General features: G+C 63.7%; 22 protein-coding genes. 10 read left to right on the top strand and 12 right to left on the bottom strand.

All coding sequences use genetic code 11. The features are described 5' to 3' along the window. Positions 1 to 61 precede the first annotated feature (61 nt). From ACSHT2_RS05685 to ACSHT2_RS05670, 4 genes are all read left to right on the top strand, one after another. Entirely contained in the window at positions 62 to 1,066 is a 1,005-nt protein-coding gene (locus ACSHT2_RS05685) for an alpha/beta fold hydrolase (protein WP_440640732.1), read from the top strand. A gap of 596 nt (positions 1,067 to 1,662) precedes the next feature. Beyond that, on the top strand, positions 1,663 to 2,643 hold the full coding sequence (locus tag ACSHT2_RS05680) for a sensor histidine kinase (protein WP_440640731.1): 981 nt from the start codon (positions 1,663 to 1,665) through the stop codon (positions 2,641 to 2,643). A gap of 241 nt (positions 2,644 to 2,884) precedes the next feature. Further along, positions 2,885 to 3,136 carry a hypothetical protein gene (locus ACSHT2_RS05675; protein ID WP_440640730.1) on the top strand — a complete coding sequence of 84 codons (252 nt, stop codon included), beginning with the start codon at positions 2,885 to 2,887 and terminating at the stop codon, positions 3,134 to 3,136. A 224-nt stretch (positions 3,137 to 3,360) separates the two neighbouring features. Further along, positions 3,361 to 4,551: a sensor histidine kinase gene (locus ACSHT2_RS05670; RefSeq protein ID WP_440640729.1), complete on the top strand. Its 1,191-nt coding sequence runs from the start codon at positions 3,361 to 3,363 to the stop codon at positions 4,549 to 4,551. Between the two features lie 1,257 nt (positions 4,552 to 5,808). Here ACSHT2_RS05670 and rpmG read toward each other — a convergent pair. From rpmG to topA, 6 genes are all read right to left on the bottom strand, one after another. After that, a complete protein-coding gene (rpmG, locus tag ACSHT2_RS05665) occupies positions 5,809 to 5,976 on the bottom strand; it encodes a 50S ribosomal protein L33 (RefSeq protein ID WP_007603295.1) in 168 nt (55 codons plus the stop codon). A 124-nt stretch (positions 5,977 to 6,100) separates the two neighbouring features. Continuing rightward, positions 6,101 to 7,426 (bottom strand): LLM class flavin-dependent oxidoreductase, encoded by a 1,326-nt coding sequence (locus ACSHT2_RS05660; RefSeq protein ID WP_440640728.1) that lies wholly within the window; start codon positions 7,424 to 7,426, stop codon positions 6,101 to 6,103. A 241-nt stretch (positions 7,427 to 7,667) separates the two neighbouring features. After that, positions 7,668 to 8,420 (bottom strand): NUDIX hydrolase, encoded by a 753-nt coding sequence (locus ACSHT2_RS05655; protein WP_440640727.1) that lies wholly within the window; start codon positions 8,418 to 8,420, stop codon positions 7,668 to 7,670. A gap of 32 nt (positions 8,421 to 8,452) precedes the next feature. Continuing rightward, a complete protein-coding gene (locus ACSHT2_RS05650; RefSeq protein WP_440640726.1) occupies positions 8,453 to 8,893 on the bottom strand; it encodes a DUF983 domain-containing protein in 441 nt (146 codons plus the stop codon). After that, entirely contained in the window at positions 8,887 to 11,241 is a 2,355-nt protein-coding gene (gene rnr, locus ACSHT2_RS05645; RefSeq protein ID WP_440640725.1) for a ribonuclease R, read from the bottom strand. The genes ACSHT2_RS05650 and rnr overlap by 7 nt, the downstream gene beginning before the upstream one ends. Before the next feature lie 7 nt (positions 11,242 to 11,248). Further along, positions 11,249 to 14,041, bottom strand: coding sequence for a type I DNA topoisomerase (gene topA, locus ACSHT2_RS05640; RefSeq protein ID WP_440640724.1), 2,793 nt, complete (start codon positions 14,039 to 14,041; stop codon positions 11,249 to 11,251). Positions 14,042 to 14,362: 321 nt separating this feature from the next. Between topA and ACSHT2_RS05635 the strand changes: the two genes are divergently transcribed. Both ACSHT2_RS05635 and ACSHT2_RS05630 read left to right on the top strand, forming a co-directional pair. Next, positions 14,363 to 14,506: a hypothetical protein gene (locus ACSHT2_RS05635; RefSeq protein WP_319327636.1), complete on the top strand. Its 144-nt coding sequence runs from the start codon at positions 14,363 to 14,365 to the stop codon at positions 14,504 to 14,506. A 9-nt stretch (positions 14,507 to 14,515) separates the two neighbouring features. Further along, positions 14,516 to 14,905 (top strand): hypothetical protein, encoded by a 390-nt coding sequence (locus ACSHT2_RS05630; RefSeq protein WP_440640723.1) that lies wholly within the window; start codon positions 14,516 to 14,518, stop codon positions 14,903 to 14,905. Positions 14,906 to 14,957: 52 nt separating this feature from the next. Here ACSHT2_RS05630 and ACSHT2_RS05625 read toward each other — a convergent pair whose 3' ends face one another. Then, positions 14,958 to 15,422: a winged helix-turn-helix transcriptional regulator gene (locus ACSHT2_RS05625; protein WP_440640722.1), complete on the bottom strand. Its 465-nt coding sequence runs from the start codon at positions 15,420 to 15,422 to the stop codon at positions 14,958 to 14,960. Between the two features lie 122 nt (positions 15,423 to 15,544). Between ACSHT2_RS05625 and ACSHT2_RS05620 the strand changes: the two genes are divergently transcribed. Next, entirely contained in the window at positions 15,545 to 16,318 is a 774-nt protein-coding gene (locus tag ACSHT2_RS05620) for an SDR family oxidoreductase (protein ID WP_440640721.1), read from the top strand. A 174-nt stretch (positions 16,319 to 16,492) separates the two neighbouring features. Beyond that, entirely contained in the window at positions 16,493 to 16,660 is a 168-nt protein-coding gene (locus ACSHT2_RS05615; RefSeq protein ID WP_271529445.1) for a hypothetical protein, read from the top strand. A 179-nt stretch (positions 16,661 to 16,839) separates the two neighbouring features. On the opposite strand, the gene ACSHT2_RS05610 is transcribed toward ACSHT2_RS05615, so the two are convergent. Continuing rightward, on the bottom strand, positions 16,840 to 17,448 hold the full coding sequence (locus tag ACSHT2_RS05610; RefSeq protein ID WP_440640720.1) for an FMN-dependent NADH-azoreductase: 609 nt from the start codon (positions 17,446 to 17,448) through the stop codon (positions 16,840 to 16,842). An 83-nt stretch (positions 17,449 to 17,531) separates the two neighbouring features. On the opposite strand from ACSHT2_RS05610, the gene ACSHT2_RS05605 reads away from it, so the two are divergent. After that, entirely contained in the window at positions 17,532 to 17,978 is a 447-nt protein-coding gene (locus ACSHT2_RS05605) for a winged helix-turn-helix transcriptional regulator (protein ID WP_440640719.1), read from the top strand. Positions 17,979 to 18,142: 164 nt separating this feature from the next. On the opposite strand, the gene dprA is transcribed toward ACSHT2_RS05605, so the two are convergent. Then, complete coding sequence (gene dprA / locus ACSHT2_RS05600; RefSeq protein ID WP_440640718.1) at positions 18,143 to 19,285, bottom strand: DNA-processing protein DprA; 1,143 nt, start codon at positions 19,283 to 19,285, stop codon at positions 18,143 to 18,145. Between the two features lie 91 nt (positions 19,286 to 19,376). Here dprA and ACSHT2_RS05595 point away from each other — a divergent pair, with 91 nt between their 5' ends. Then, positions 19,377 to 20,621, top strand: a complete 1,245-nt coding sequence (locus ACSHT2_RS05595; protein WP_440640717.1) for an amidase — start codon at positions 19,377 to 19,379, stop codon at positions 20,619 to 20,621. Here ACSHT2_RS05595 and ACSHT2_RS05590 read toward each other — a convergent pair. The 3 genes from ACSHT2_RS05590 to ACSHT2_RS05580 all read right to left on the bottom strand — a co-directional run bounded on the left by ACSHT2_RS05590 (position 20,613) and on the right by ACSHT2_RS05580 (position 23,967). Continuing rightward, positions 20,613 to 21,809: a patatin-like phospholipase family protein gene (locus tag ACSHT2_RS05590; RefSeq protein WP_440640716.1), complete on the bottom strand. Its 1,197-nt coding sequence runs from the start codon at positions 21,807 to 21,809 to the stop codon at positions 20,613 to 20,615. The two genes, ACSHT2_RS05595 and ACSHT2_RS05590, sit on opposite strands and share 9 nt — an antisense overlap. Positions 21,810 to 22,021: 212 nt before the next feature. Beyond that, positions 22,022 to 22,618, bottom strand: a complete 597-nt coding sequence (plsY, locus tag ACSHT2_RS05585) for a glycerol-3-phosphate 1-O-acyltransferase PlsY (protein WP_440640715.1) — start codon at positions 22,616 to 22,618, stop codon at positions 22,022 to 22,024. A 47-nt stretch (positions 22,619 to 22,665) separates the two neighbouring features. Then, positions 22,666 to 23,967 (bottom strand): dihydroorotase, encoded by a 1,302-nt coding sequence (locus tag ACSHT2_RS05580; protein WP_440642772.1) that lies wholly within the window; start codon positions 23,965 to 23,967, stop codon positions 22,666 to 22,668. Positions 23,968 to 23,969 lie beyond the last annotated feature (2 nt).

The following is a 23,969-nucleotide window of genomic DNA, read 5'->3' as shown; positions in this document are numbered from 1 at the left end:
CACACCTGCAACATCTCTCATGTGCCCTGAGGCATCGTGCAGACCCAGCCGAGGTACTGCAATGACCTTTCAGCATGCTCGTTTTCCCAGCTTCATATCTGACTGTGTCTTCGCTGTCCGGCGATACCCCGCACTCACCACCGTTGCTGGTGCAGCGACCCTCATGGCCGGGGCGGCGCTCATTAACCGGCAGCTTGCCAAGAAGGCCGACCGCGATAATCCTCCGCAGGGGCAATTTATCGAGGTTGGCGGTGCTCGTCTGCACTATGTGGAACGCGGCAATGGTCGGCCTCTCGTTCTCTTCCATGGCAATGGCAGCATGATTCAGGATTTCGAGTCGAGCGGTCTGATTGATCGTGCGGCTGAAAATTACCGCGTGATCGTGTTTGACCGACCTGGCTTTGGACACAGCCTCCGACCCCGCAATGCCGTTTGGACTGCGGAGGCACAGGCAAATCTGTTCAAGGAGGCACTCAGTCAGTTGAGTGTCCACCGTGCCGTCGTGCTTGGACATTCATGGGGAGCGTCAGTCGCGGTCGCGCTCGCGATTCGGCACCCATCGTTGGTTGAAGCCTTGGTGCTCGCGTCGGGGTACTATTTCCCTACCGCCCGAAGCGACGCAGCGGCCTCCCTGGTGCCTGCAATACCGGGTTTCGGGGATATCATCAGCTACACCGCCTCACCCATCCTCGGTCGTTTCATGTGGCCTGCGATGTTGCGGAAATTATTCGGACCGCAGTCGGTTCCCGAGAAGTTCGCTGGCTTTCCCAGAGAAATGGCCCTCCGACCGAGACAGATGCGTGCGAGCGCCGCAGAAGCAGCACTGATGATCCCCGGCGCATTCGCGGCTGCGAAGACTTATAACGAACTAAAGATGCCCACGATCATCATCGGGGGTGAGGAGGACCGACTGATCGATATCAACAAGCAGTCGGTCAGGCTTCATGAAGAGGTCAAGCAAAGCAAATTGTACCGCATCGCCGGAGCGGGTCATATGATTCACCAGTCTGCAATGCCAGACGTCATGGCCGCCATCGACGAAGCTGCCGCCCAGACATTGCATTGAGCAGTCAGGACCGCGAAGCAGCCGCAGACGACGCGCGCATCAACACAGAGGCGCCGTCGCCGAAGCGAGGGAGCTGCAGGCATCTTAGTCTTCGCATACAAGGGGGGCGAGACTGGGAGCTTGATCTTTCGAGGCACTGGATCGCACTTCAGCCGTACCGGAAGTGCCCGAATCAGCGATTGCAGGGAGATGCCTTGGGTTTGCATTGCCCGTACGACCTGCTTCGCTGTGAAATTCTGTATCTATTTCGAGCGAACCGGCGCCTAGTGATTTCCAACACAGGCCCATCACGGCGTCTATCGGTGACTGAGAGCCTTGGTGCTCTTGCCGAATGCGCGGAGCCATTCATGCTAAAGCCAACCACTTCCCTGGCTGAACGCCTCACTGAACTGGCCAGTGTCGCTCGCACTCGTGCAGAGGCCGCGCCTCCTGGTCCCCAGCGGGAAGCTCTGTTAAAGGCCGCGCGACTGAGTGAGAACGCCTTGCATATCCAGCAATGGCTGCGTTCCCCAAGGTCGCCCGGCTCAACATAAAGATGAGGACGCCTTACCTGAATTAGCAGAAAGCTAAGACTGATGTCTCCTCGAGACGTGAGCATGCCCGTATGGCACGAAAAGCACCTGCGAGCCGCAACGCGCGCCGCCGGCGTCGCATTGTGGTCTTGGAACGTCGATACGGACGCGATCACGATGGACGAGGCCGCATACGAGCTTTGGGATGTTCCCAAAGAAGAACGGACAATTACCTTCGAAATACTCTCGAAGAATATCCACCCCGCCGATCTCGAAAGGGTCAGGTCAGCTTTTTCGGCAACGCGAGCCGTAGTGGGCGCCTATGAGATCGATTTTCGAATTTTATCAGCAGGCGATGTTCGCTGGATTTCCGCTCGGGGCCAGGGAGACGATGCTGACATAGCAGAGCGAGTTATGTTCGGCATCTTTCTCGATGTCACCCAACGCAAGCAAGCGGAGGAAGCAAATGAGTTACTGGCAGGCGAGATGAGCCATCGGGTGAAAAACCTTTTGACTATCGCGACGGCCCTTACTCAAATCACATCACGCTCGACCGAGACAAAAGAAGACATGGCCCAGGAGCTGACAAGTCGATTGATCGCTCTGGGCCGTGCTCAGGAACTCATTCGTCGAGTACCCGGTCAGAAGACCGAGGCCACGCTTCTCGGTGACCTCATCTCAGTCCTGCTCGCACCGTACGACGAGAAGGGAGCTAGTGTTCGTATTCGCGTCTCGGTCCCCAAGATAAATGTGGGAGAGAGTTCGAGCACAGCACTGGCCCTCGTGATTCACGAACTGGCGACAAATTCTGCGAAATACGGCGCATTGTCCGTTCCAAGTGGCACCTTGGACGTGTCGTGCAATGCTCATGAAGACGAGGTTGTGGTTATGTGGACCGAACGCGGCGGCCCTCCAGTCGCCGCACCCACAAAGCTGGAAGGCTTTGGAAGCAAGATGGTGCACCGAAGCATGGCTTCACAGCTCGGCGGCACTATAGCTTTCGATTGGTCAGGCGAGGGTGTGGTTGTCGCCTTGCGAATGAGTAAACACAATCTCGCGGATTGAAGTGACGCAATCCTGCGCCCGCTTATTGCAGTCGGTCCGGCATCGGGAATGGTGAGGCATGCTTCATGCCGGCGTCCGCCCGTAACCAATTCTCCAAGTGAAGAGCGCTTAGACGCAATGGGCAAAGCAAGACAGATTCAACGACTAAATGAAGATATGGAACGATATCTCGCATTGGTTGTTTTCATGGAGATCCTCGAATGTCGAGGAGCGAAGACTGAAAAGTCAGCAGCCTCCTCTAATGATCAAATCCCTACTGTCCGTCACGATTTTCATGCTGCTCGGAACTTCGGTGATCGCTTTGCCGGGGTTTACTCCTAAAGTGCAGGCGGATGAAGTCGCGGCGCTGGCGAAAGGCGACCGGCTTCAGGTGCGAGCCGTAATTTCGAACTACTCCACCCAGGTCTGGCCGAACTTTGCCGCTTCCTGTTTGCGACAGGCCGGCTCTGGAGCGAAGCTACAGGAATCTCGCCTGGTAACTGCCCGTCGATAGTCTCTGTTCCACCGCTTGCCGTGAGTTATTGCTGCTTCTAGCCCGTCAGGACACCAGTGATCGTGTTGAGACGCGCTCGTGCGCTCCGGGCCAGCTCCGCTATCGGTTTTCCAGAGTGGAGCAATTGCCAAGCGGCCGCGGCCGATGGTCGGCGGTAATCCAAAGAATCGGCGCTCTCGGTTGGTCAGACTGCATCGGCCGCCGTGAATTAGAGAGATATTGCCATGTCTACAAATCCAATTCAGGTGCCGAACGTTCTGATTGTGGAAGACGAGATGATCCTGCGCATGCGTGCAGTCGATATCGTTGAGGACGCCGGCTTCTGCCCCGTCGAGGCCGTTAATGCCGACGAGGCAATCTCGGTTCTCGAATCTCGCTCGGATATCTCGCTGCTTCTCACAGATATTCAAATGCCTGGCAGTATCGACGGTCTGAAACTCGCCCACGCAGTGCATGAGCGCTGGCCCTCGATAAAGATCATATTGGTTTCCGGTCGAGCGAAACCGTCCGAGGCGGAAAGGCCGGCGAATAGTCGTTTCTTCGGCAAACCGCTTGGTGTCGAGCAAATGATCACCGAGTTGCAGGCGATGGTTGGTGCAGGAGCGCTGCAGATAGTTCCGATTGCAGCTGATCGGCTCGCCGACGGAGCGTCTCACCCCGCGCAAATGGATGATCCTTCATCGCGATCAACACACGAGACCATTCTGTCGGCTGAAAACGACAGTCTTCGCTTGCTGCTCGATCAGGCCGAAATAGACGCCCGCGCACTCATTGTTCAAGCCGGGATAGACGCCGAGCAGCGAACCGCCGCCGACAAACTGCAGAAGCTGATTCTCGCCGAGCTCCATCATCGCGTCAAAAATACACTTGCCATGGTTAGCGCGATTGCGTCCCAAAGCTTTCGCGGAGCGCTGAGTATCGAGCACGGACAGAAGGCCATGGAAGGGAGGCTGCTCGCATTGGGACGGGCCCACGATCTGCTGATGCAAGTCAGTTGGGCGGATGCAAGCCTTACCCACACACTGAGCAGTGCGACCGAGCCCTATGATAGTCATGGAGACAGACGCTTTCATTTTAATGGACCAGATATCAGGATTACCTCCGTAGCTGTCATCACGCTTGCAATGACGATAAACGAGTTGTGCACGAACACGACCAAGTTTGGAGCCTTGTCAGTCCCCACAGGCCGCGTGGAGATTGCCTGGGGAATCGACGAGTTGAAGCAGAGGCTCCGCCTTGTGTGGACGGAAAGGGGAGGGCCCGCCGTCACGCCGCCGGTGCGGCGGAGTTTCGGCACCCGAATGATGGGGTCTCTCGGACAGCAATTGACGGGTCAGGTGAGCCTTTCTTACGAGCCAAGCGGCTTCATTTATTCGCTAGATGTGCCGCTTAGCTCAGTTGCTGCGGCCACGTGAATTTGTGCGCTGCTCGTTCTATGGGGCTTTGACGGGCGTAAGCGAAGAAGCGCCTTGCACACTGAAGAAATGCCATGGGCCCACAACTTCCGCTTCCTGGCCCTTAGCGGAACCACGTTGATCCGTTGTGATGTCGGCTATCGACGGCAGAGCGGACGCGGGAGCGTGCTCGCGCCGACCGCCGCATCGGACCCAGAGCGAACGTCCAGGGCTTCGGTTGAGGTCGTGACCCAGACCGACCGATCACGTTTGCCGGGATATGAGCCACAGAAACCTGCTCACTTGCGTGGCAGAGAACAGCGCCCCCAGCTAGCCACCCAAGCTCGGTCTTATCGAGAAGGTTCAGCGGGACGAGGCCCAGCTCATCGGGAGCCATGTTGCAATCTGCCCTGCCGGACTTGTCGGACGTCAAGTCGTCTCATCGCAAAACCGCTAGCACGCCCTTCGCCACAGGGACCAGGACATGGAATGGGCGGGCCATACGACGCATTGGACACTCGAGACCGGAGCCAAGGTGTGGCTGAGGACCAATTCCGGGTTGCACGATTATCCGCCGGCAGGAATTGACCTGCCGATCATCCTTGGCGATGCAACGGTCATCAGCAGCTGGGTGGTGAGCGCGTCGCCGAGCAGACTTGTCCTCGAGTTGGACGTCGGTCATCTCCGACGTCTGGCGCCGGGCGCTTCCGGCCTATCCCCTCGCGGATTTCCTGGATCAGAGTGGATCGTGCAGTTGCGCGTGTAGCTAAGCGGCAGGCCCCTTGTCACGCGTCGAACGAAACGATTTGTACCGATCGATCTGGTTTGCGAGGCGGACCCAGCTCTGCGACAGAGACTTGAGGAGTCTTGCTTCAGTCTCGTCCCGCGCTGATCGCATCAGGCTGAGGCATTCAGTGGACTGGGCACGACAATGGTTCACGGTTTCCATGAATGCTGCTCTCATCCCTATCGCCCAACCTGTTAGCCAGGTTGACATACTTCTGAGCGAAAATCTGTGCACCAGCTCACATTTCCATAGGGCTTGGTACCGCCATGAATGCGCTTAGCGTCGTTGCGCGGGCCGCTCGCACACAAGTTGGCGTTGATGTTCGTTGACTGTTGGGATCGAGAGCCGGGGCCCATGTCTTCGCGGTGTGCCGTGTTGCGTTCTGGGTTCCCGGCTCAGCGTTGCACGCTGCAGCGCGTCCGGGACATGTCGCGGAGCAAATGAAAACGGGGCCCAGAGGGCCCCGTCAAAGTCTTCAACGTCCCGCGATCTTACTTGATCTTGGCTTCGCGGAATTCGACGTGCTTGCGCGCGACCGGGTCGTACTTCTTCTTGACCAGCTTGTCGGTCATGGTGCGCGAGTTCTTCTTGGCGACGTAGTAGAAGCCGGTGTCGGCCGAGGACACGAGCTTGACCTTGATGGTGACCGCTTTGGCCATGTTCTGAACCTCAGAATATCGGGGAATCTGGAGCCGGCCAAACGGCCCGCGTTGGCCGGCAACCTAGCCAGAAACCGCCTGATGTCAAGGTTTTACACCCCAAAAACCACTCAAAACGGGCCGATCAGGCCTCGAAGAACCGGTTTTTCGGCCGCGGCAGCCCCAGATTCTCCCTCAAAGTGGCCCCCTCATACTCTTTGCGGAAAATCCTGCGCTTCTGAAGCTCCGGGACCACCTTGTCGACGAAATCGTCGAGGCCGGCGGGCAGGAACGGGAACATGATGTTGAAGCCGTCAGAGCCGCGCCCGACCAGCCATTCCTCCATCTGGTCGGCGATGGTTTTGGCGGTGCCGACGAAGGACAGGCCGCCATAGCCGCCGACGCGTTGGGCGAGCTGGCGCACGGTGAGCTTTTCGCGGGCGGCGAGATCGACCATGCGCTGGCGGCCGCTCTTGCTGGCGTTGGTCTCGGGGATCTCGGGAAGGGGGCCATCGGGATCGAAGCCGGAGGCATCCGTGCCGAGGATGACGGAGAGCGAGGCGATGGCGCTGTCGTAATGCACGCGGCTGTCGAGCAAAGCGCGCTTCTCCCTGGCCTCATCGACGCTGTCGCCGACCACGACGAAGGCGCCGGGCAGGATCTTCAGGTGCTCGGGATCGCGGCCGACCTTCTCCATGCGGCCCTTGATATCGGCGTAGAGCTTCTGGCCGTCGGCGAGACTGCCGCCGCCGGTGAACACGGCTTCCGCAGTTTCAGCCGCAAGCTGCCTGCCGTCTTCGGACGCGCCGGCCTGCACGATCACCGGCCAGCCCTGCACCGGACGGGCGATGTTGAGCGGCCCGCGCACCTTCAGATATTTGCCCTTGTGGTCGAGCGTGTGCATTTTCGCGGGATCGAAGAACAGGCCGCTCTCGACGTCTCTCACGAAGGCGTCGTCGGCGAAGGAGTCCCACAGGCCCGTGACGACGTCGTAGAATTCGCGGGCGCGCTTGTAGCGCTCGGCGTGCTCCATGTGATCGTCCCGGCCGAAATTCAGCGCCGCGTCCGGGTTCGAGGTGGTGACGATATTCCACCCCGCACGCCCGCCGCTGAGATGGTCGAGCGAGGCGAAGCGGCGGGCGACGTGATAGGGCTCGTCGAAGGTGGTCGAGCCCGTCGCGATCAGGCCGATGCGCTCGGTGACGGCCGAGAGCGCCGACAGCAGCGTGAACGGCTCGAACGAGGTCACGGTGTGGCTGCGCTTGAGCGCGTTGGTGGGCATGTTCAGCACGGCCAGGTGATCGGCCATGAAGAAGGCGTCGAACTTGCCGGCCTCGAGCTTTCGGATCAGCGTCTTGATATGGCCGAAGTTGAAATTGGCGTCGGGCCAGGCCCCGGGATAGCGCCAGGCGCCGGTGTGGATGCTGATCGGGCGCATGAACGCGCCAAGCTTGAGTTGCCGTTGTGCCATCGCCCGGTGTCCGTTCTTGGTGACGCTCGGGAAGACATAGGGACGCGGCGGAACTCCGCCATTGGGTACGGCGGGAAGATTATTTTGTTTTTTGCAGATCTCGCAGCACGTCATTCCGGGGCGCCACTTGGCGCGAACCCGGAATCCATTGGGCCGCAGAGGCTGCCGATGGATGGATTCCGGGCTCGCGCTACGCGCGCCCCGGAATGACGAGGAGAGAGCCGCGCCGCGCAATGACGGCTCAGCTCAGAATATCCTTCTGCATCTTGCCGCCATAGAAATGAAAGAACGGCACCGGCGCATCGTGGCTGAGCGGGCCGGTGGCAAGGCGGGTGTCGAGCTCGTTGAGCACGTTGCGCGTCATCGGATGCAGATCGGCGAGCGGTTTTGAGCCGAGCTCGACCCAGACCAGCTCGACCAGCTCCGCATCGGCATGGATCACGCCCTCGACGCGATGGGTGATCGCGGACGCATCGGCCGTGAAGAAGCGCGTGTCGAACCGCTTGACGCGGCCGGGCGGGGTGATCGCGCGCGCGATCAGGAACAGGCCGGAGGGATCGGGCAGCAGGCCCGCATCCGAAAACGGCTTCCAGGGGCCGTCGAGCCTCGTCACCTTGCCCTCGGCCTTGCGGCCGAGGCAGAGACCGGTCTCCTCACAGGCTTCGCGGATGGCGGCAATCGCCAGCGATTTCGCGCGCGAGGCCGGCGTCTTCGGGCTGCCCTTGGCGAGATTGACCTCCAGCTCGGCGGTGATGGGCGCCGCACAGGGCACGCGATGGTCGGCCTTGTCGACGCGTCCGCCCGGGAAGACGAATTTCCCCGGCATGAACACGACCTTGTCGTGGCGCTTGCCGACCAGCACTCTCGGACTGGCGCCGCTGCGATCGACCAGGATCAGCGTCGCCGCATCCCGTGGGCGGAAATAGGGATGATGGTCGGCTTCCTTCTCCTCGTGGACCTTGGTTTTCTCCGCGACTTGCACCGTATCCGTCATGTCCTCACCCAAACCGTTCTTGCTTATTCTGCTTACACAGGCGGAATACCATCCGGAGGGTTCTCGTCAAACCCGTGCATGCGCAGAGCCCATTGCAGGCCGACCACAGCTCCCTTCACCGGCTGCAGCAGCGCGAGCGAGGCGAGGAAGGTGAAGGGCAGATAGGCCGCGAAGCTGATCCAGACCGGCGTGGTGTAATTGGTCTCGATCCACAAAACCGCCGGCACCACGATGTGGCCGACGATGACGATGACGAGATAGGCGGGCAGATCGTCCGCGCGATGCGGCGTGAAGTCGAGGCCGCATGTCGCGCAATTGTCCGCCGTCTTCAGGAAGGCGCGGAACAGCTTTCCCTCGCCGCAGCGCGGGCAGCGGCCGCGAAAGCCGCGCTTCATCGCCGTCCAGACATCGCGCTTCTCGACCAGGCCGCTCTCGCGCGTCCAGATCTTTGGGGACGTGCTCATCGTCACCATGCCTTGCCTTTCTGTCCCTTGCCTTTGCTCTTGTTCTTTCCTTTGGCCTTGCTGCCCTTGGCAGATTTCTGCTTCTCCGGCTTGCGTTTTTTCTCTGGGCTGCGTCCGGGATGGGCCTTTGACGATTTGCGCTGCGGGCGGAACGGCCTGCGCTCCCGCGCCGCGGCGTCTGCCTCCGACGACAGCAGTTCGAAGCGCAGCGCGCCCGCGATCGGGGCTGCTTCTATCAGACGGACGTCGACGACGTCACCGAGCTGATACATCGTGCCGCTGCGTGTGCCGACCAGCGCGTGTCGGCTCTCGTCATAGTTGAAATATTCCGCGCCGAGGGATCGGATCGGGATCAGCCCGTCGGCGCCGGTCTCGCTCAGCTTGACGAACAGGCCGGCGCGCGTGACGCCGGAGACGCGGCCCTGGAAGCTTGCGCCGATGCGATCGGCGAGATGATGGGCGATCAGGCGGTCGACGGTCTCGCGCTCCGCCTTCATCGCGCGCCGTTCGGTCACAGAGATGTGGGCAGCGACTTCGCTCAAGGTTTCCGGCGTCTCGCTGTCGGGCAGGGCGCCTTCGCCAAGGCCGAGCGCGCGGACCAGCGCGCGGTGCACGACGAGGTCGGCATAGCGACGGATCGGCGAGGTGAAATGCGCATAGCGGCGCAGGTTCAGGCCGAAATGGCCGTAATTCTCGGAGGAATATTCGGCCTGCGCCTGGGCGCGGAGCACGACTTCGCTGACCAACGGATAGTAGTCATGGCCTTCGAGCTGGGCCAGCACGCGGTTGAACAGCGTCGGGCGCAGCGCGCCTGATTTCGTGAAGGGAACGTCGAGCGTCTCCAGAAATTCCGCGAGCGCGTGGACCTTCTCCAGCGTCGGCTCGTCATGCACGCGGTAGATCAGCGGCAGCGATTTCTTCTCCAGCATCTCGGCCGCGGCGACGTTGGCGAGGATCATGAACTCCTCGATCAGCTTGTGCGCATCGAGCCGCTCAGGCACGACGACGCGATCGACCGTGCCGTCGCTCTTCAGCAGGATCTTGCGCTCGGGCAGATCGAGATTGAGCGGATCGCGCTCGTCGCGGGCGCGCTTGGCGCAGGCATAGGCGGCATAAAGCGGTTTCAGGATCGGATCGAGCAGGGGGCCGGTGGTGTCATCCGGCCTTCCGTCGATCGCGGCCTGTGCCTGCGCATAGCTCAGCTTGGCCGCCGAGCGCATCAGGATGCGGTGAAAGCTGTGCGAGCGCTTGCGGCCGTCGGGCCCCAGCACCATCCGCACCGCGAGCGCGCCGCGCGGCTCGCCCGGGACGAGCGAGCAGAGATTGTTGGAGATGCGCTCGGGCAGCATCGGCACGACGCGGTCGGGAAAATAGACCGAGTTGCCGCGGTCGAGCGCGTCGCGATCGAGCGCAGTGCCCGGGCGGACATAGAAGCTGACATCGGCAATGGCGACGTTGACGATGAAGCCGCCTTTGTTGTTCGGATCGTCGTCGGGCTGCGCGTGGACCGCGTCGTCGTGGTCTTTTGCGTCCGGCGGGTCCATGGTGACGAGCGGGACGTCGCGCCAGTCCTCGCGACCCTTCAGATTGGCGGGCTCCGCAGCTTCCGCCTCGCGCTCGGCGGCGGCGGAGAATTGCAGCGGGATGTCGTGGGCGTAGATCGCGATCAGGCTGATCGCCTTCTCCGACTTGACCGAGCCGAGCTTCTCCTTCACGCGACCGGAGGCGAGGCCGAAGCCGCGCGAGCGGACGATGTCGACGCTGACGAGATCGCCGTCCTGCGCGCCTTGCGCATCGGTCTTGGCGATATTCAGCTCGCGGTCGGCGAACTTCTTGTCGACGGGGACGAGCCGTCCGCCACCTTCGGGAAGCTCGCGAAACACCCCGAGGATGCGGCTCTTGGCCTTGTCGATGACCTTGATGATGCGGCCGCGCCAGGCGGGGCCTTCGGTCTCGTCGGTCGGCTCGACGCGCAGCAGCGCGCGGTCGCCGACGCCGGCCGCGATGCCCGGCTTGGCCCGGCGCGGCATCTCGATGAGGATCTTTGGCGGCTCGCCGCTCTCGACCTCGTCCCATTCGGCGGGAGAGGCGATCAATTCGCCGTCGCTGTCGCGGCCGGTGATGTCGGCGAGCAGTGTGGGCGGAAGAACGTCCGGCTCCGAGACCTTGTGGCGCTTCTTCTTGATGATGCCGTCGTCGGCGAGCTCGCGCAGCATGCGCTTGAGCTCGACGCGATCGGCGTTCTTCAGGCCGAACTCGCGCGCAATTTCGCGGGTCCCGACATTCCCCTGATTTGCCTTGATGAAGGCGACGATGGCGCTCCTGTCGGGAAAGCCATGGTCTTTCTTGCGTTTCACTTAGCCTCTAACTCTTGCCGGCACTCTTCTTGGCCGGAGTATTTGCAGGATTCTTGGGGGCGGCGGACTTGGTCGGCGACGTCTTGGCGGTCGACGGCAGGGCGGCGCGCGCCTTGCTGGTGGATTCGGATTTGGTTTTGGCCGCGGCTTTCTTCGCGGCCGGCTTCTTCGGTTTTGGCGCGGCGTCTTCGCCGTCCGCAGCGTTCTTGTCCGAAGTTCTCTTGGCCGAAGCTTTCTTGGCCTTGGCCGGCTTCGCCGCTTTCTTCGCCGACTTGGTGGTCTTGGCCTTGCCGCCGCCTTTGGCGGCGCGTTCGTCGATCAGCGCGATCGCCTGCGGCAGCGTGATGGTGTCCTTTTCGAACTCGGCCGGGATCGTCGCGTTGACGCCGCCGGCCGTGACATAGACGCCGTAACGCCCGCTCTTGACGGTGACGGTGCCGAGCGTCGGATGATCTCCGAGCGCCTTGCCGGGATCCGCGCCGAAGCGGCGGCTCGGGCCCTTGGCGACCTTTTCGGCGATCAACGTCACCGCGCGGTTGAGGCCGATGTCGAACACCTCGTCGCCGGCTTCCAGGCTGGCATAGGTCTTGTCGTGCTTCACGAACGGTCCGAAGCGGCCGAGGCCGGCGGTGATCGGAAGACCGCTTTCCGGATGCTTGCCGATCTCACGCGGCAGCGACAGCAGTTTCAGCGCGAGCTCAAGGTCGACATCGCCGGGCGAGGTGCCCTTCGGGATGCCGGCGCGCTTGGGCTTCTCGCCTTCTTCATAATCCTTCTGCTCGCCGAGCTGGATATAGGGGCCGAAGCGGCCGGCCTTGACCCAGACATCGCGACCCGTATCAGGGTCCTGGCCGAGCGAACGGTCGGCGGTCGCCTCGCCATCGGCGGCGAGCTGACGGGTGTAGCGGCACTCCGGATAGTTCGAGCAGCCGACGAAGGCGCCGAACTTGCCGGCCTTCAGGTTCAGCCGGCCGGTGCCGCAGTTCGGGCACTGGCGGACGTCGCCGCCATCGGCGCGCGGCGGATAGATGTGCGGCCCCAGCATCTCGTCGAGCACATCGAGCACCTGCGCCACGCGCAAATCCTTGATGTCGTCGACGGCGCCGATGAAGTCGCGCCAAAAGTCCTTCAGCACCTGCTGCCAGGAAATCTCGTTGTTGGAGATGCGGTCGAGCTGCTCCTCGAGGCCTGCGGTGAAGTCGTATTCGACGTAGCGGCTGAAGAAGCTCTCTAGGAACGCGATCACGACGCGGCCCTTGTCCTCGCCGTGCAGGCGCTTCTTCTCCAGCTTGACGTAGCCGCGGTCCTTCAGGACCTGGAGGATCGAGGCATAGGTCGAGGGACGGCCGATGCCGAGCTCCTCCATGCGCTTGACGAGGGAAGCTTCCGAGAAGCGCGGCGGCGGCTCGGTGAAATGCTGGGTGACGGACAGACTCTGCCGTTTCACGGCCTCGCCCTGGCTCATCGCGGGCAGGCGGCGTGAATCCTCGTCTTCCTCGTCGTCGCGGCCTTCCTGGTAGAGCGCGAGAAAACCGTCGAACTTGACGACCTGGCCGGTGGCGCGCAGCTCCAGCGCACGGGAGCCTGCCTTCGCCGCGATGTCGACGGTGGTGCGCTCGAGCTCGGCAGATTCCATCTGGCTCGCGATCGTGCGCTTCCAGATCAGCTCGTAGAGCCTCGCCTGATCGGCATCGAGCCTGCGGCTCAGGCTGTCGGGGCGGCGGGAAAGATCGGTCGGGCGGATCGCTTCGTGCGCTTCCTGGGCGTTCTTGGCCTTGGCCTGGTACTGGCGGGGCGCATCGGGCACGTAGGCGTTGCCGTAGTCCTCGCCGATCACCTTGCGCGCCTGCGTGATCGCCTCGGGGGCGATCTGCACGCCGTCGGTACGCATATAAGTAATGAGTCCGGTGGTCTCGCCGCCGATGTCGATGCCTTCATAGAGGCGCTGGGCGATGCGCATGGTGTGCGCCGGCGCAAAGCCGTATTTGCGGCTGGCTTCCTGCTGCAGCGTCGAGGTGGTGAAGGGCGCCTGCGGATTGCGCCGGGCGGGCTTCGCATCGACCGCGGTCACGGTGTAGCTGGCTGTCTCCAGCGCCTTCTTGAAGTCTTCGGCTTCCGCGCCGGTGCCGATGTCGAGACGCTGGATCTTCTTGCCGTCGGCGCCGACGAGGCGAGCCTCGAACGCATCCCCGCGCGGCGTCAGCAGGGTTGCGATCAGCGACCAGTATTCGCGCGCCACGAATTTCTCGATCTCGAGCTCGCGGTCGCAGACGAGGCGCAGCGCCACCGACTGCACGCGGCCGGCCGAGCGGGCGCCCGGCAGCTTGCGCCACAGCACGGGGGAGAGAGTGAAGCCGACCAGATAGTCGAGCGCACGGCGCGCCATATAGGCGTCGACCAGCGCGCCGTCGATCTGGCGCGGATGCTTCATTGCGTCCGAGACGGCCTGCTTGGTGATGGCGTTGAACACCACCCGCTCGATTTTCTGGTCCGTCAGCGCGCGCTTTTCCTTCAGCACCTCCAGCACGTGCCAGGAGATGGCCTCGCCCTCGCGATCAGGGTCGGTTGCGAGAATCAGGCGGTCGGCGCCCTTCAGGGACCTGGCGATCTCGTTGAGCCGGCCGGCCGCCTTGGGATCGACCTCCCAGATCATCTTGAAATTGGCATCGGGATCGACGGAGCCGTTCTTCGCGGGCAGGTCGCGGACATGGCCGAACGAGGCCAGAACCTCATAGGACGAGCCCAGATATTTGTTGATCGTCTTGGCTTTCGCCGGCGACTCCACGATGACGATATTCATGTAGTTCCAGTAACTTACGGGAAAATCTTGGGCCGAAAACGAAAGGACTCGGGTCGGCCGTTTCGACCCGAACATGGGTGGTGAGGCCTCCGCTGTCAAATCGAGGGGTGTTGAAAGCCGCCTCGATGGGAAAAGTTTCATATCGAGAAAGTTGCAAATTACCACCTTGGAGTTGCGGTCGATGTGGGCTTAAAGTTGCCGTGGGGCATGGATTCGGGTGGGGTCTTGGTGACTAAGCCAAAGAAAAGGACGCGCGCCGCATCAGGCGCGCGCGGAGGCTCGCGTCATGAGGAACCAGGGGAGGGCGGCGCGGACGAGGCGGTGGCCTTCATCGCCGAGCAGACCGGAGCATTGCGCAAGCTCGCCGAGCGCCACAAGCTCGACGTGCTGTATTATCTCCTCGGCATGACCAAGCTCGAGGCCGACGAGCATCTGCGGCTGCGGACCAAGCGCAAGCTGTCGTGACAATGCTGGGTGGATTGGCGTGAACTGTCGCCTTCGACCGACGACAAAGCCAATGTGAAGAACGCGTCCAATCTCCCGAGCCTTGCGGACAAGCTCCGCAACGATGTTCGTAGCCTCGTGATCATGGTGGCATTGATCGGAGGGTTGATCCTGTGGTTTGCGGCCCTCGGCTTGACCGATCGGGTGCTCTATCGTGGCGTCGATCAAGCCTGGTCCGAGCCCGGTCGCGTCCATCTCAAGACGGAGCCTTCCGGTCATTACGCGATCGAGCGGAATGCAGACTTTGCCGCCATGAAGGCCGGCTGCGTTTACGATCTGAACTACAAGGCCGAGTTCGGCCGGCGCCAGCGCGCCGATCGCCTGAAAATGGTTCGCAGGGCTACCCTGGTCGGATGCTAGCCTGAGTTCGCTCCGCGCGCATTGACGGTGTGGTGGGGGCTCGACGCCGCAATCAGGCCGACCGCCGTCGCGCCGGCCGCGGCTTCAGCGTGGTGTCGGCGGGACTGAGCAGCCGCCCGTCCTCGGCGCGCATTTCCAGCTTCTTCACCGGGCGGCCTTTCGCACGATCGACCAGGATGGTCGCGATCTCCTCGGGGTGATCGTCGAACTCCTCGCTCCATTGCCGCAGCGCGACCAGGATCGGGAAGGTGCCGCGGCCCTTCGGCGTCAGCAGATATTCCTGATAGGCGCTGCCGTCGGAGGCGGGGGCGGTCTCGAGAATGCCGTGGTCGACCAGCGATCGCAGGCGGGCCGACAGGATGTTCTTGGCCATGCCGAGCTTGCTCTGGAATTCGCCGAAGCGGCGCACGCCGAGCAGCGCCTCGCGGACGATCAGCAGCGACCACCAGTCGCCGAGCGCCTCCAGCGAGCGCGCGATCGGGCAGGAATCGCCCTCGAAGCTGGTTCGTTTCACCATCGCAGTCTGTCCTATCGCGTTCGCACGGCGCCGGCGCCGATCACGCGCTTGTGTGGTTGCATCATAAAACCATATGCCCTAGATGGCAATATAGTTTCATCATGCAACTACTGGAGGCGAGCGTGAGACTGAAAAACAAGACGGCATTGATTACGGGCGGCAACAGCGGCATCGGGCTTGCGACGGCAAAGCTGTTCGCGGCCGAAGGCGCCAGGGTGGTGATCACCGGGCGCAACAAGCAGACGCTGGAGGCTGCCGCGAAGGAGCTCGGGCCGAACGCGCTCGCACTCGCCGCCGACGCCACCGACATCGCCGCGACCGAAGCCGCCATCAAGCAGGGCGGGGAAAAGTTCGGCAAGTTCGATATCGTGTTTGCCAATGCCGGCATTGCCGGCGGCACGCCGCTGGGTTCGGCGACGCCTGAGGTTTTCGAGAAGGTCATCAGCACCAATCTGACCGGCGTGTTCTTCACCGTGCAGTCGGCGCTGCCCTATCTCAACGACAATGCCTCGATCATCCTCAACGGCTCGGTGATCTCCGTGCTCGGCATTCCCGGTTACTCCGCTTACGGTGCCGCGAAGGCCGGCGTGCGGGCGATGGCGCGGATCATGGCCTCGGAACTGTCGCCGCGCGGAATCCGCGTCAATGTCGTGGCGCCCGGCGCGATCCGCACCCCGATCTGGGGGCCCGCGACCGCGACGCCCGAAGCCGAGAAGGCGTTCGAGAAGCGGATCGCGCTATCGACGCCGCTCGGCCGCATCGGCGAAACGGATCACGTTGCGAAGACGGTGCTGTTCCTCGCCTCCGATGATTCCGCGCATGTGCAGGGCCAGGAAATCTTCGTCGACGGCGGCGCGGTGGCCTCCCCGAGCGGCGCGCCGATCTATCGCGGCTGATCAAACCAGGCGAAAATCGAACTGGCCGGCGCGGTCCATGCGGTTGCGCCGGTCGGTTCCGACGTGCCGTGAGGTGCGTTGACCGAACCTTTGCGTGAGATATTGAACCTTCGCGCAAGCTGCGAAGACCCTCTTATGGGGCGGGGCAGACTCATTATTTATAAGGAGTCTAGCATGCCGAAAGCAGCCCGCTTTTTCTCGTCGCTTTCATCGCCGCGCATCTTCACCGAAAGATCCGCCGTTCCGGCCAAGCGCTCCGACACGTCCGAGTTGGTCGCCATCGCATTGTTTTCCGGGATGGGCCTGTTCGTCTCGCTCGTTGCCGTGATCCTGGGCATCTAGGGCGTCTGGCACTAAAGCGCGATGCGATGAGGATGAATCGTCATCGCGCTTTAGGTTGTTGTTTAAGCATGATCTTTTCGGAAAACCGCTGCGCACTTTTCCGGATCATGCTTTAGCTTTGCAGATCGTGCAGCCGTCAGCCGCCGCGCATTTTGGCGGCGGCCGATCTCGGCGCGGCGTCAGGCCGCCCGCAGGCTGGTGGCCGCTTGGAGCGCACCCGCGAGCGCTTTCTCGCGGTGATCCGGTCCGACCTGGATGCCGTCGGCGATGATGAATTCGGCATTGTGGATGCCCATGAAGCCGAACACGCCGCGCAGATAGCTTTCGAGATGCTCCAGCGCAGCGGCGGGCGAGCCCGCGCCGTAATAGCCCCCGCGCGAGATCGCGACGATCACCCGCTTGCCGCCGGCCAGCCCCTCCGGCCCGGCCGCGCCATATTTAAAAGTCTTCCCCACCACCATGATGCGGTCGATCCAGGCCTTGAGCTGGCTCGGAATGGTGAAGTTGTACATGGGGGCACCGACGACGACGACGTCGGCGCCCATGAACTCGTCCAGCACGGCCGCGCTTGCGGCAAGATCGGGCGCGAGTTCCGCCGGCGCGGGGGCGCCTTGCGCGGCCGCGAGATGCGAGCCGGAGAGATGGGCAAGCGGGGTCCGGGTCAGGTCGCGATAGGTTACGTCGAGACCGGGCGTCGTCTGCCGGAGCCGGTCGACGATGGCGGCGGAGACCTGCCGGCTGACGGAGTGGGGGCCGAGGACGCTGGAGTCGATGTGGAGCAGTTTCATTTGAGGTCACCCTGGTATAGGTTTGTAACCAGCGCTACATGAGTGACTGTCAAAATCCCCGCAAGAACGCACTTTTTTGAGCCATGGGCACATCATTGAAACCTGAGAACACCGATTTGCCTGCTCCGCCGAGGCCAAACCCAGGGCCAAATCGGAGTCCCGATCCAATGCCGGATCGCAACCACGCGGACTGCCGCGGGGTCGCCTCCGTGCTGTCCCGCGTCGGCGACAAGTGGAGCGTGTTCGTGATCATGATGCTCAGCGACGGGCCGAAGCGCTTCAACGAGCTGAAGCGCATGATCAACGGCATCTCGCAGCGAATGCTGACTTTGACGCTGCGCGGCCTCGAGCGCGACGGCCTCGTCACGCGCACGATCTTCCCGACCATCCCGCCGCGGGTGGACTATGAGCTGACTGACCTCGGCCGCGGTCTTCAGCAGCCCGTAAAGGCGCTCGGGGAGTGGGCGATCGAACATCAGGAGCAGATCGCGGCCGCGCGCACGCGGTTCGACGCGCGCAACGACGGCTAGCGTTGCGACTCGACAGTTCACGCCGTCATTCCGGGGCCCGAGCGAAGCGAGGGAGCCCGGAATCCATTTAGCCGCAGGCCAGGTGGACGAATGGATTCCGGGTTCGGCTCTTCGAGCCGCCCCGGAATGACGCCTTTCCAGTCAACGACGCCGAAGGCACACCACTAAAGCAGCGACACCAATCCGCCGCCGTGGCGCTCTAGCCGGCCGGCCAGTTCGAGCTCCAATAGCACCGTGCGCACGATCGCAGGCGAGGCGCCGGACATCCGCACGAGATCGTCGATCGTAACAGGGGCTGGGCCGAGCAGGTTGGTGATCTGATCGCGGTCATGGCCCTGCGGATCGCTCTCGAACGGCTCGCTGTCGGGCTCGCCTGCGGGGTGCATCAGCGGCCGCTCCATGATCGGCTGAACCGCATTGACGATGTCGGCGACCTCGGTGACGAGCGTCGCGCCCTGCTTGATCAGATCGTTGGCGCCGGCCGCGCGCGGATCGAGCGGCGAGCCGGGCACCGCGAACACCTCGCGACCCTGTTCGGCCGCCATGCGCGCGGTGATCAGCGAGCCCGAGCGGTGCGCCGCTTCCACCACGATGACGCCGAGCGAGGCGCCCGAGATCAGCCGGTTGCGGCGGGGAAAGTCGCGGGCGCGCGGCTCGTGGCCGAGCGGCATCTCGGAGATCGCCGCACCCGCGTGGTCGAGGATCGCGGCGAGCAGGTCGCCATGCTCGGGCGGATAGATGCAATCATGGCCGCCGGCGAGCACGGCGATCGTGCCGCTCTCAACGCTCGCGCGATGCGCGGCCTGATCGACGCCGCGGGCGAGGCCCGAGATGACGACAAAGCCGGCTTCGCCAAGCTCGCGCGCGAGCTGGCCGGCGAATTTCAAGCCCGCGCCGGAGGCGTTGCGCGAGCCGACGATGGCGATCATCGGCCGCATCAGGGTTTTCGTGTCGCCGCGTACGGCGAGCAGCGGCGGTGCGTCGTCGATCATCGCCAGCCGTGCCGGATAGCCGTCCTCGCCGGGCGCCAGCCAGGCGATGCCGAACTTGCGGCTCGCGGCAAGCTCGGCCTTCGCCTCATCGGCGCTACAGATACGGCCCGTTCGCTGCGCACCGCCGCGGCGCGCCAGATCCGGCAGGCGCTCCAACGCAGCGCGCGCCGTGCCGAAATGATCGACCAGCGAACGGAAGGTGCGCGGTCCGACATTGTCGGAGCGGATCAGCCGCAGGCGGTCGATCCTGTCAGGCTCGGTCAGCTCTACGCTCGGATTGATGGCGTCCACGGTGTCTCCTTGCAGGGACAGCATGGAACAACCTGAGGGCGTCGCGCAACAGTCACCTGCGCTTGCGCGGCCTTGCTGCGATGCTAAAAGCGATCCCAATAAGAAGGATTTTGCCATGATCTCACTCGCCGACCTCCAGCGCCGCATCGAAGCGGGCGAGTTGTCGCCTGACGCCGCCATCGCGCAATCGCACGCGGCCATCGAAGCCAAGGAGAAGGACGTCCACGCCTTCGTCCGCCACGACAAGTCGGCGAAGGCGCAAGGCTCCGGGCCGCTGCGCGGCATTGCGGTCGGGATCAAGGACATCATCGACACCGCCAATATGCCGACCGAGATGGGTTCGGAGATTTATCGTGGCTGGCAGCCGCGCGCTGACGCACCCGTCGTGATGATGCTGAAGCGGGCAGGGGCCACCATCATCGGCAAGACAACCACGACCGCGTTCGCCTCGCGCGATCCGACGCCGACGCGCAATCCGCACAATACAGGCCATTCGCCGGGCGGCTCCTCCTCGGGCTCGGCGGCGGCCGTCGGCGCCGGTATGATCCCGCTGGCGCTGGGCACCCAGACCGGCGGCTCGGTGATCCGGCCCGCCGCCTATTGTGGGACGGCAGCGATCAAGCCGTCGTTCCGGATGCTGCCGACAGTCGGTGTGAAGTGCTACTCATGGGCGCTCGACACCGTCGGCCTGTTCGGCGCCCGGGCGGAGGATCTTGCGCGCGGATTGTTGGCGATGACGGGCCGCACCGAATTTTCGGGCATCGCTCCGGCGAAGTCGCCCCGCATCGGCGTCGTCAGGCAGGAGTTTGCCGGCGCTGTTGAGCCGGCGGCCGAAGAGGGGCTGCTGGCCGCGATCAAGGCGGCCGAGCGCGCCGGTGCCAGCGTGAAGGCCATCGATCTGCCCGAGGCGGTGCAGCAAGCCTGGCGCATCCATCCGATCATCCAGGATTTCGAGGCGCATCGCGCGCTGGCCTGGGAGTTCTCCGAGCGTCATGACGAGATCGCGCCGATGCTGCGCGCCAGTCTCGATGCGACGGTCGGGCTGACGCCGAAGGAATATGACGAGGCGCGCCGGATCAGCCGTCGCGGCCGGCGCGAGCTCGGCGAGCTGTTCGAAGGTGTCGACGTGCTCTTGACCTATTCGGCGCCAGGTACGGCGCCGGCCAAGGAGCTCGCGAGCACCGGCGATCCCCGCTACAACCGGCTCTGGACGCTGATGGGCAATCCTTGCGTCAACGTGCCTGTCCTGAAGGTCGGCGGCCTGCCGATCGGCGTGCAGGTGATCGCCCGCTTCGGCAACGATCCGCTCGCGCTCTCGACGGCGTGGTTCCTCGAGCAGGCGTTGGCGAGTTCAGGCTAGCGCTGGTTCGGAAGAAACAAGGGCCTGAGCGGGCGCTGCGCCGGCCCTTGCATCTTGCCCGAGCCAGCGCTCGGCGGCCTCGCGACCGCTCCGGTGCAGCAGGCGGATGAAGCCGCGGCCGAGATCGGTCGATGAGCGCTGCGCCAGGCCGTCAACGGAGTCTTCTGCCGCGATCCTGGTGAGGCGCAGCGAAGCTGTGGCGCACGACTGCGCCCATTCGATCGCCGCGATCTCGGCATTGAGCGCGGCGTTGGCCGCGATCTGGTCGAGCCTGCGGTCGATCGCGGCGAGCGTAATCGGCACATAGCTGTCGCGCGTCGGCGTGACCTGGACGAGCAGCAGATCCGTCGCCGCCGTTTCCCGGATCACCCGCAGCAGCGGCGGATTGCCGCCGATGCCGCCGTCCCAATAGGCATCGCCGTCGATCTCGACGGCGCAGTGAACCAGCGGCGGACAGGTGGAGGCCAGCGCGACGTCCGCGGTGATGGCGTCGTTGGCGAAGATCTGCTGTTGCCCGTCGCGGATCCGCGTCGCCGCGATCAGCAGCTTCGGGCATCGCGCGTCGCGCAAGATGGAAAAGTCGATGTCGCGCGACAGCGCCTGCCGCAGCGGATCGAGATCGAACGGATCGAACTGCCCGGAACGCAGCGTCGGGCCGAACGCGACCGAGCTTCCCGCCGGCGAAAAGCCGCCGACCAGCATCAGCGAGCGGAACGAGGCCTCGTGCATCAGCCGGACCCAGAACCGGCTCAGCCGGCTGCGGGCGCCTTCGCGTCCGCCTTCGGCAAGACCGCAAGCGAGCAGCAGCGCATTGATGGCGCCGGCGCTGGCGCCGCTGACAGTGTCGATGGCGATGTCAGGCTCTTCCAGCAGCCGCTCCAGCACGCCCCAGGTGAAGGCGGCAAAGGTGCCGCCGCCCTGGAGCGCCAGCGAGAGCTTTCGCGGCGGCCATTGGTCGGAACGCGCCCGTGGCAGCGCGACCGGTGCAGCCTTGGTGACCACGACGACGAGCGGAGCATCGGCTTGCGCGACGGGCTCGGGCTGCGGCACTTGCGGCGAAACGGGCGCGGGGGCGGGCGGCGGCGCATCGGACCAGATATTGATCGCCGAGAGCAGCCGGCTTGCCGCGCTGCCGGAAGCACTGAGCGAACCAACCCCGTCATGCGCGCCGACAATCATCTCGCTCATTCTGAGCAACCGCGTTACGCCGTTTCCTGTGTCAGGATGACAGGCATGGAACCCGTTCGCTACTGTCTGCACCGAGCGGTGCGGAAGTTGCGAACAGGATTTGGCGTATAATGCGGAAGGTGTGCGGCGATATCCGTACTTTTTCCGGCTTCAGATTCTTGTTTGACGCGTTTTCTTGATGCGAACCGGCATCCACTTCGCTCGAAAACGCTCTAGGCCTTCTCGCCGATCCGGCTTTCCTTGCCGGTTTGCAGACGCTTGATGTTCTCGCGATGCGCGTAGAACAAGAGCAGCGTCAGCACCGCTGTCAGCGCCGACAATGCGAGGTGGCCGAACCACCACAGGAACATCGGCGTGATGAATGCCGCCACCAGCGCGGAGAGCGAGGAGTAGCGGGTGGTGACGGCGGTGGCTAGCCAGAGCAGGCAGAACACCACTGCGCCCGGCCAGAACAGGCCAAGCAGGACGCCGATATAGACGGCAACACCCTTGCCGCCCCTGAACTTGAGCCAGACCGGGAAGAGATGGCCGAGGAAGGCGCCGAGCCCGGCCACCATCGCGGCATTGGGGCCCGCGATGTAGCCGGCGATCACGACGGCCACCGTGCCCTTGAGCGCGTCGAACAGCAGGGTGCCTGCGGCAAGGCTCTTGCGTCCCGTACGCAGCACATTGGTGGCGCCGATGCTGCCGGAGCCGATCGAGCGGATATCCTGCGTGCCCGCGAGCCTGGTCAGGACCAGCCCGAACGGAATCGAGCCGAGGAGATAGCCGATGACGAAGGCCAACGGCAAAAATGTTTCAAGCCCCATGGCGGCAGCTCCAAAGGCAGGATCCCCATGTCGAACGATCGCGTATGTCAGACATGCTCGTAGACCGTCCGTCCGCCGACAATGGTGCGCACCACCCGGCCTGTAAAGCGGGCCTCGTCGAACGGGGTGTTCTTGCAGGGCGATTTGAGGTCGGCGGGATCGACCACCCAGGGCGTATCGGGATCGATCACGATGACGTCGGCGGGGCTGCCGGCGCGCAGGGTTCCGCCGGGCAGCCCGAGCAGCTCGGCCGGCCGGGTCGACATCGCCCGGATCAGCGTCTTCAGTTCCAGTTCGCCATTATGCACCAGCCGCAAGCCGGCCGGCAGCATGGTCTCGAGCCCGACGGCGCCGGGCGCCGCTTCCGCGAACGGCAGGCGCTTGACCTCGACGTCCTGCGGATTGTGGTCGGACATGATGACGTCGAGGAGGCCGGAGGCAATCGCCGCCACCAGCGCGCGGCGGTCGTCCTCGGTCCGCAGCGGCGGCGACAGCTTCAGGAAGGATCGATAGGGGCCGATGTCGTTCTCGTTCAGCGCCAGATGGTTGATCGAGACCGAGGCGCTGACCGCGAGCCCGGTATCGCGGGCGCGCTGGAGGATGTCGAGGGAATCGATGCAGGTGAGCGAGGCCGCATGGTAGCGGCCGCCGGTGAGCGCGACCAGGCGCAAATCCCGCTCCAGCATGATGGCTTCGGCGGCGTTCGGAATGCCCATCAGGCCGAGGCGCGTGGCGAACTCGCCCTCGTTCATCACGCCCTCACCGACCAGATCGGGGTCCTCGGTGTGATGCACGATCAGCGCGTCGAAGTCGCGCGCGTAAGTGAGCGCGCGGCGCATCACCAGGGCGTTGGTCACGCTTTTGTCGCCGTCGCTGAAGGCGATCGCGCCGGCCGCCTTCAACAGGCCGAACTCGGTCATCTCCTCGCCATGCATCCCCTTGGTGAGGGCGGCCATGGGCTGGATGTTGACGATCGCGGTGTCGCGGGCGCGGCGCATCACGAAGTCGACGGTTGCCGAATTGTCGATGACGGGAGAGGTGGCCGGCTGGCAGATGATGGTGGTGATGCCGCCCGTCGCGGCGGCCTGGCTCGCGGAGGCAAAGGTCTCGCGGTGGCTGAGGCCGGGCTCGCCGACGAAGGCGCACATGTCGATCAGGCCCGGCGCCACGATCTTGCCGGAGCAGTTGACGATGTCGGTGCCCTCGGGGACCCCGGCCGCGCCGATGCCGCGGCGAGTCTCGCGAATGGCGCCATCGGCGATGAGAACGTCGCCGATGCCGTCGAAATCCCTGGAGGGATCGACGACGCGGGCATTGGCGAGCAGGATGGGGCGGCGGTCGGTCAACATCG

The sequence above is a fragment of the Bradyrhizobium sp. PUT101 genome, assembly GCF_052043945.1.
Lineage (GTDB): Bacteria > Pseudomonadota > Alphaproteobacteria > Rhizobiales > Xanthobacteraceae > Bradyrhizobium.
The sequence above is the reverse complement of the archived record's forward strand: the minus strand, read 5'-3'. Positions and strand labels throughout refer to the sequence as shown.

Coding starts and splice junctions, on each gene's coding strand:
- ACSHT2_RS05615 (WP_271529445.1), top strand. CDS start 16,493: ATGCCGAAAGCAGCCCGCTTTTTCTCGTCGCTTTCATCGCCGCGCATC.
- ACSHT2_RS05595 (WP_440640717.1), top strand. CDS start 19,377: ATGATCTCACTCGCCGACCTCCAGCGCCGCATCGAAGCGGGCGAGTTG.
- topA (WP_440640724.1), bottom strand. CDS start 14,041: ATGAATATCGTCATCGTGGAGTCGCCGGCGAAAGCCAAGACGATCAAC.
- ACSHT2_RS05605 (WP_440640719.1), top strand. CDS start 17,532: ATGGGCACATCATTGAAACCTGAGAACACCGATTTGCCTGCTCCGCCG.
- ACSHT2_RS05670 (WP_440640729.1), top strand. CDS start 3,361: ATGTCTACAAATCCAATTCAGGTGCCGAACGTTCTGATTGTGGAAGAC.
- ACSHT2_RS05685 (WP_440640732.1), top strand. CDS start 62: ATGACCTTTCAGCATGCTCGTTTTCCCAGCTTCATATCTGACTGTGTC.
- ACSHT2_RS05675 (WP_440640730.1), top strand. CDS start 2,885: ATGATCAAATCCCTACTGTCCGTCACGATTTTCATGCTGCTCGGAACT.
- plsY (WP_440640715.1), bottom strand. CDS start 22,618: ATGGGGCTTGAAACATTTTTGCCGTTGGCCTTCGTCATCGGCTATCTC.
- ACSHT2_RS05655 (WP_440640727.1), bottom strand. CDS start 8,420: ATGACGGATACGGTGCAAGTCGCGGAGAAAACCAAGGTCCACGAGGAG.
- dprA (WP_440640718.1), bottom strand. CDS start 19,285: ATGCTGTCCCTGCAAGGAGACACCGTGGACGCCATCAATCCGAGCGTA.
- ACSHT2_RS05610 (WP_440640720.1), bottom strand. CDS start 17,448: ATGAAACTGCTCCACATCGACTCCAGCGTCCTCGGCCCCCACTCCGTC.
- rpmG (WP_007603295.1), bottom strand. CDS start 5,976: ATGGCCAAAGCGGTCACCATCAAGGTCAAGCTCGTGTCCTCGGCCGAC.
- ACSHT2_RS05625 (WP_440640722.1), bottom strand. CDS start 15,422: ATGGTGAAACGAACCAGCTTCGAGGGCGATTCCTGCCCGATCGCGCGC.
- ACSHT2_RS05650 (WP_440640726.1), bottom strand. CDS start 8,893: ATGGTGACGATGAGCACGTCCCCAAAGATCTGGACGCGCGAGAGCGGC.
- ACSHT2_RS05590 (WP_440640716.1), bottom strand. CDS start 21,809: ATGAGCGAGATGATTGTCGGCGCGCATGACGGGGTTGGTTCGCTCAGT.
- ACSHT2_RS05580 (WP_440642772.1), bottom strand. CDS start 23,967: ATGTTGACCGACCGCCGCCCCATCCTGCTCGCCAATGCCCGCGTCGTC.
- ACSHT2_RS05660 (WP_440640728.1), bottom strand. CDS start 7,426: ATGGCACAACGGCAACTCAAGCTTGGCGCGTTCATGCGCCCGATCAGC.
- ACSHT2_RS05680 (WP_440640731.1), top strand. CDS start 1,663: ATGCCCGTATGGCACGAAAAGCACCTGCGAGCCGCAACGCGCGCCGCC.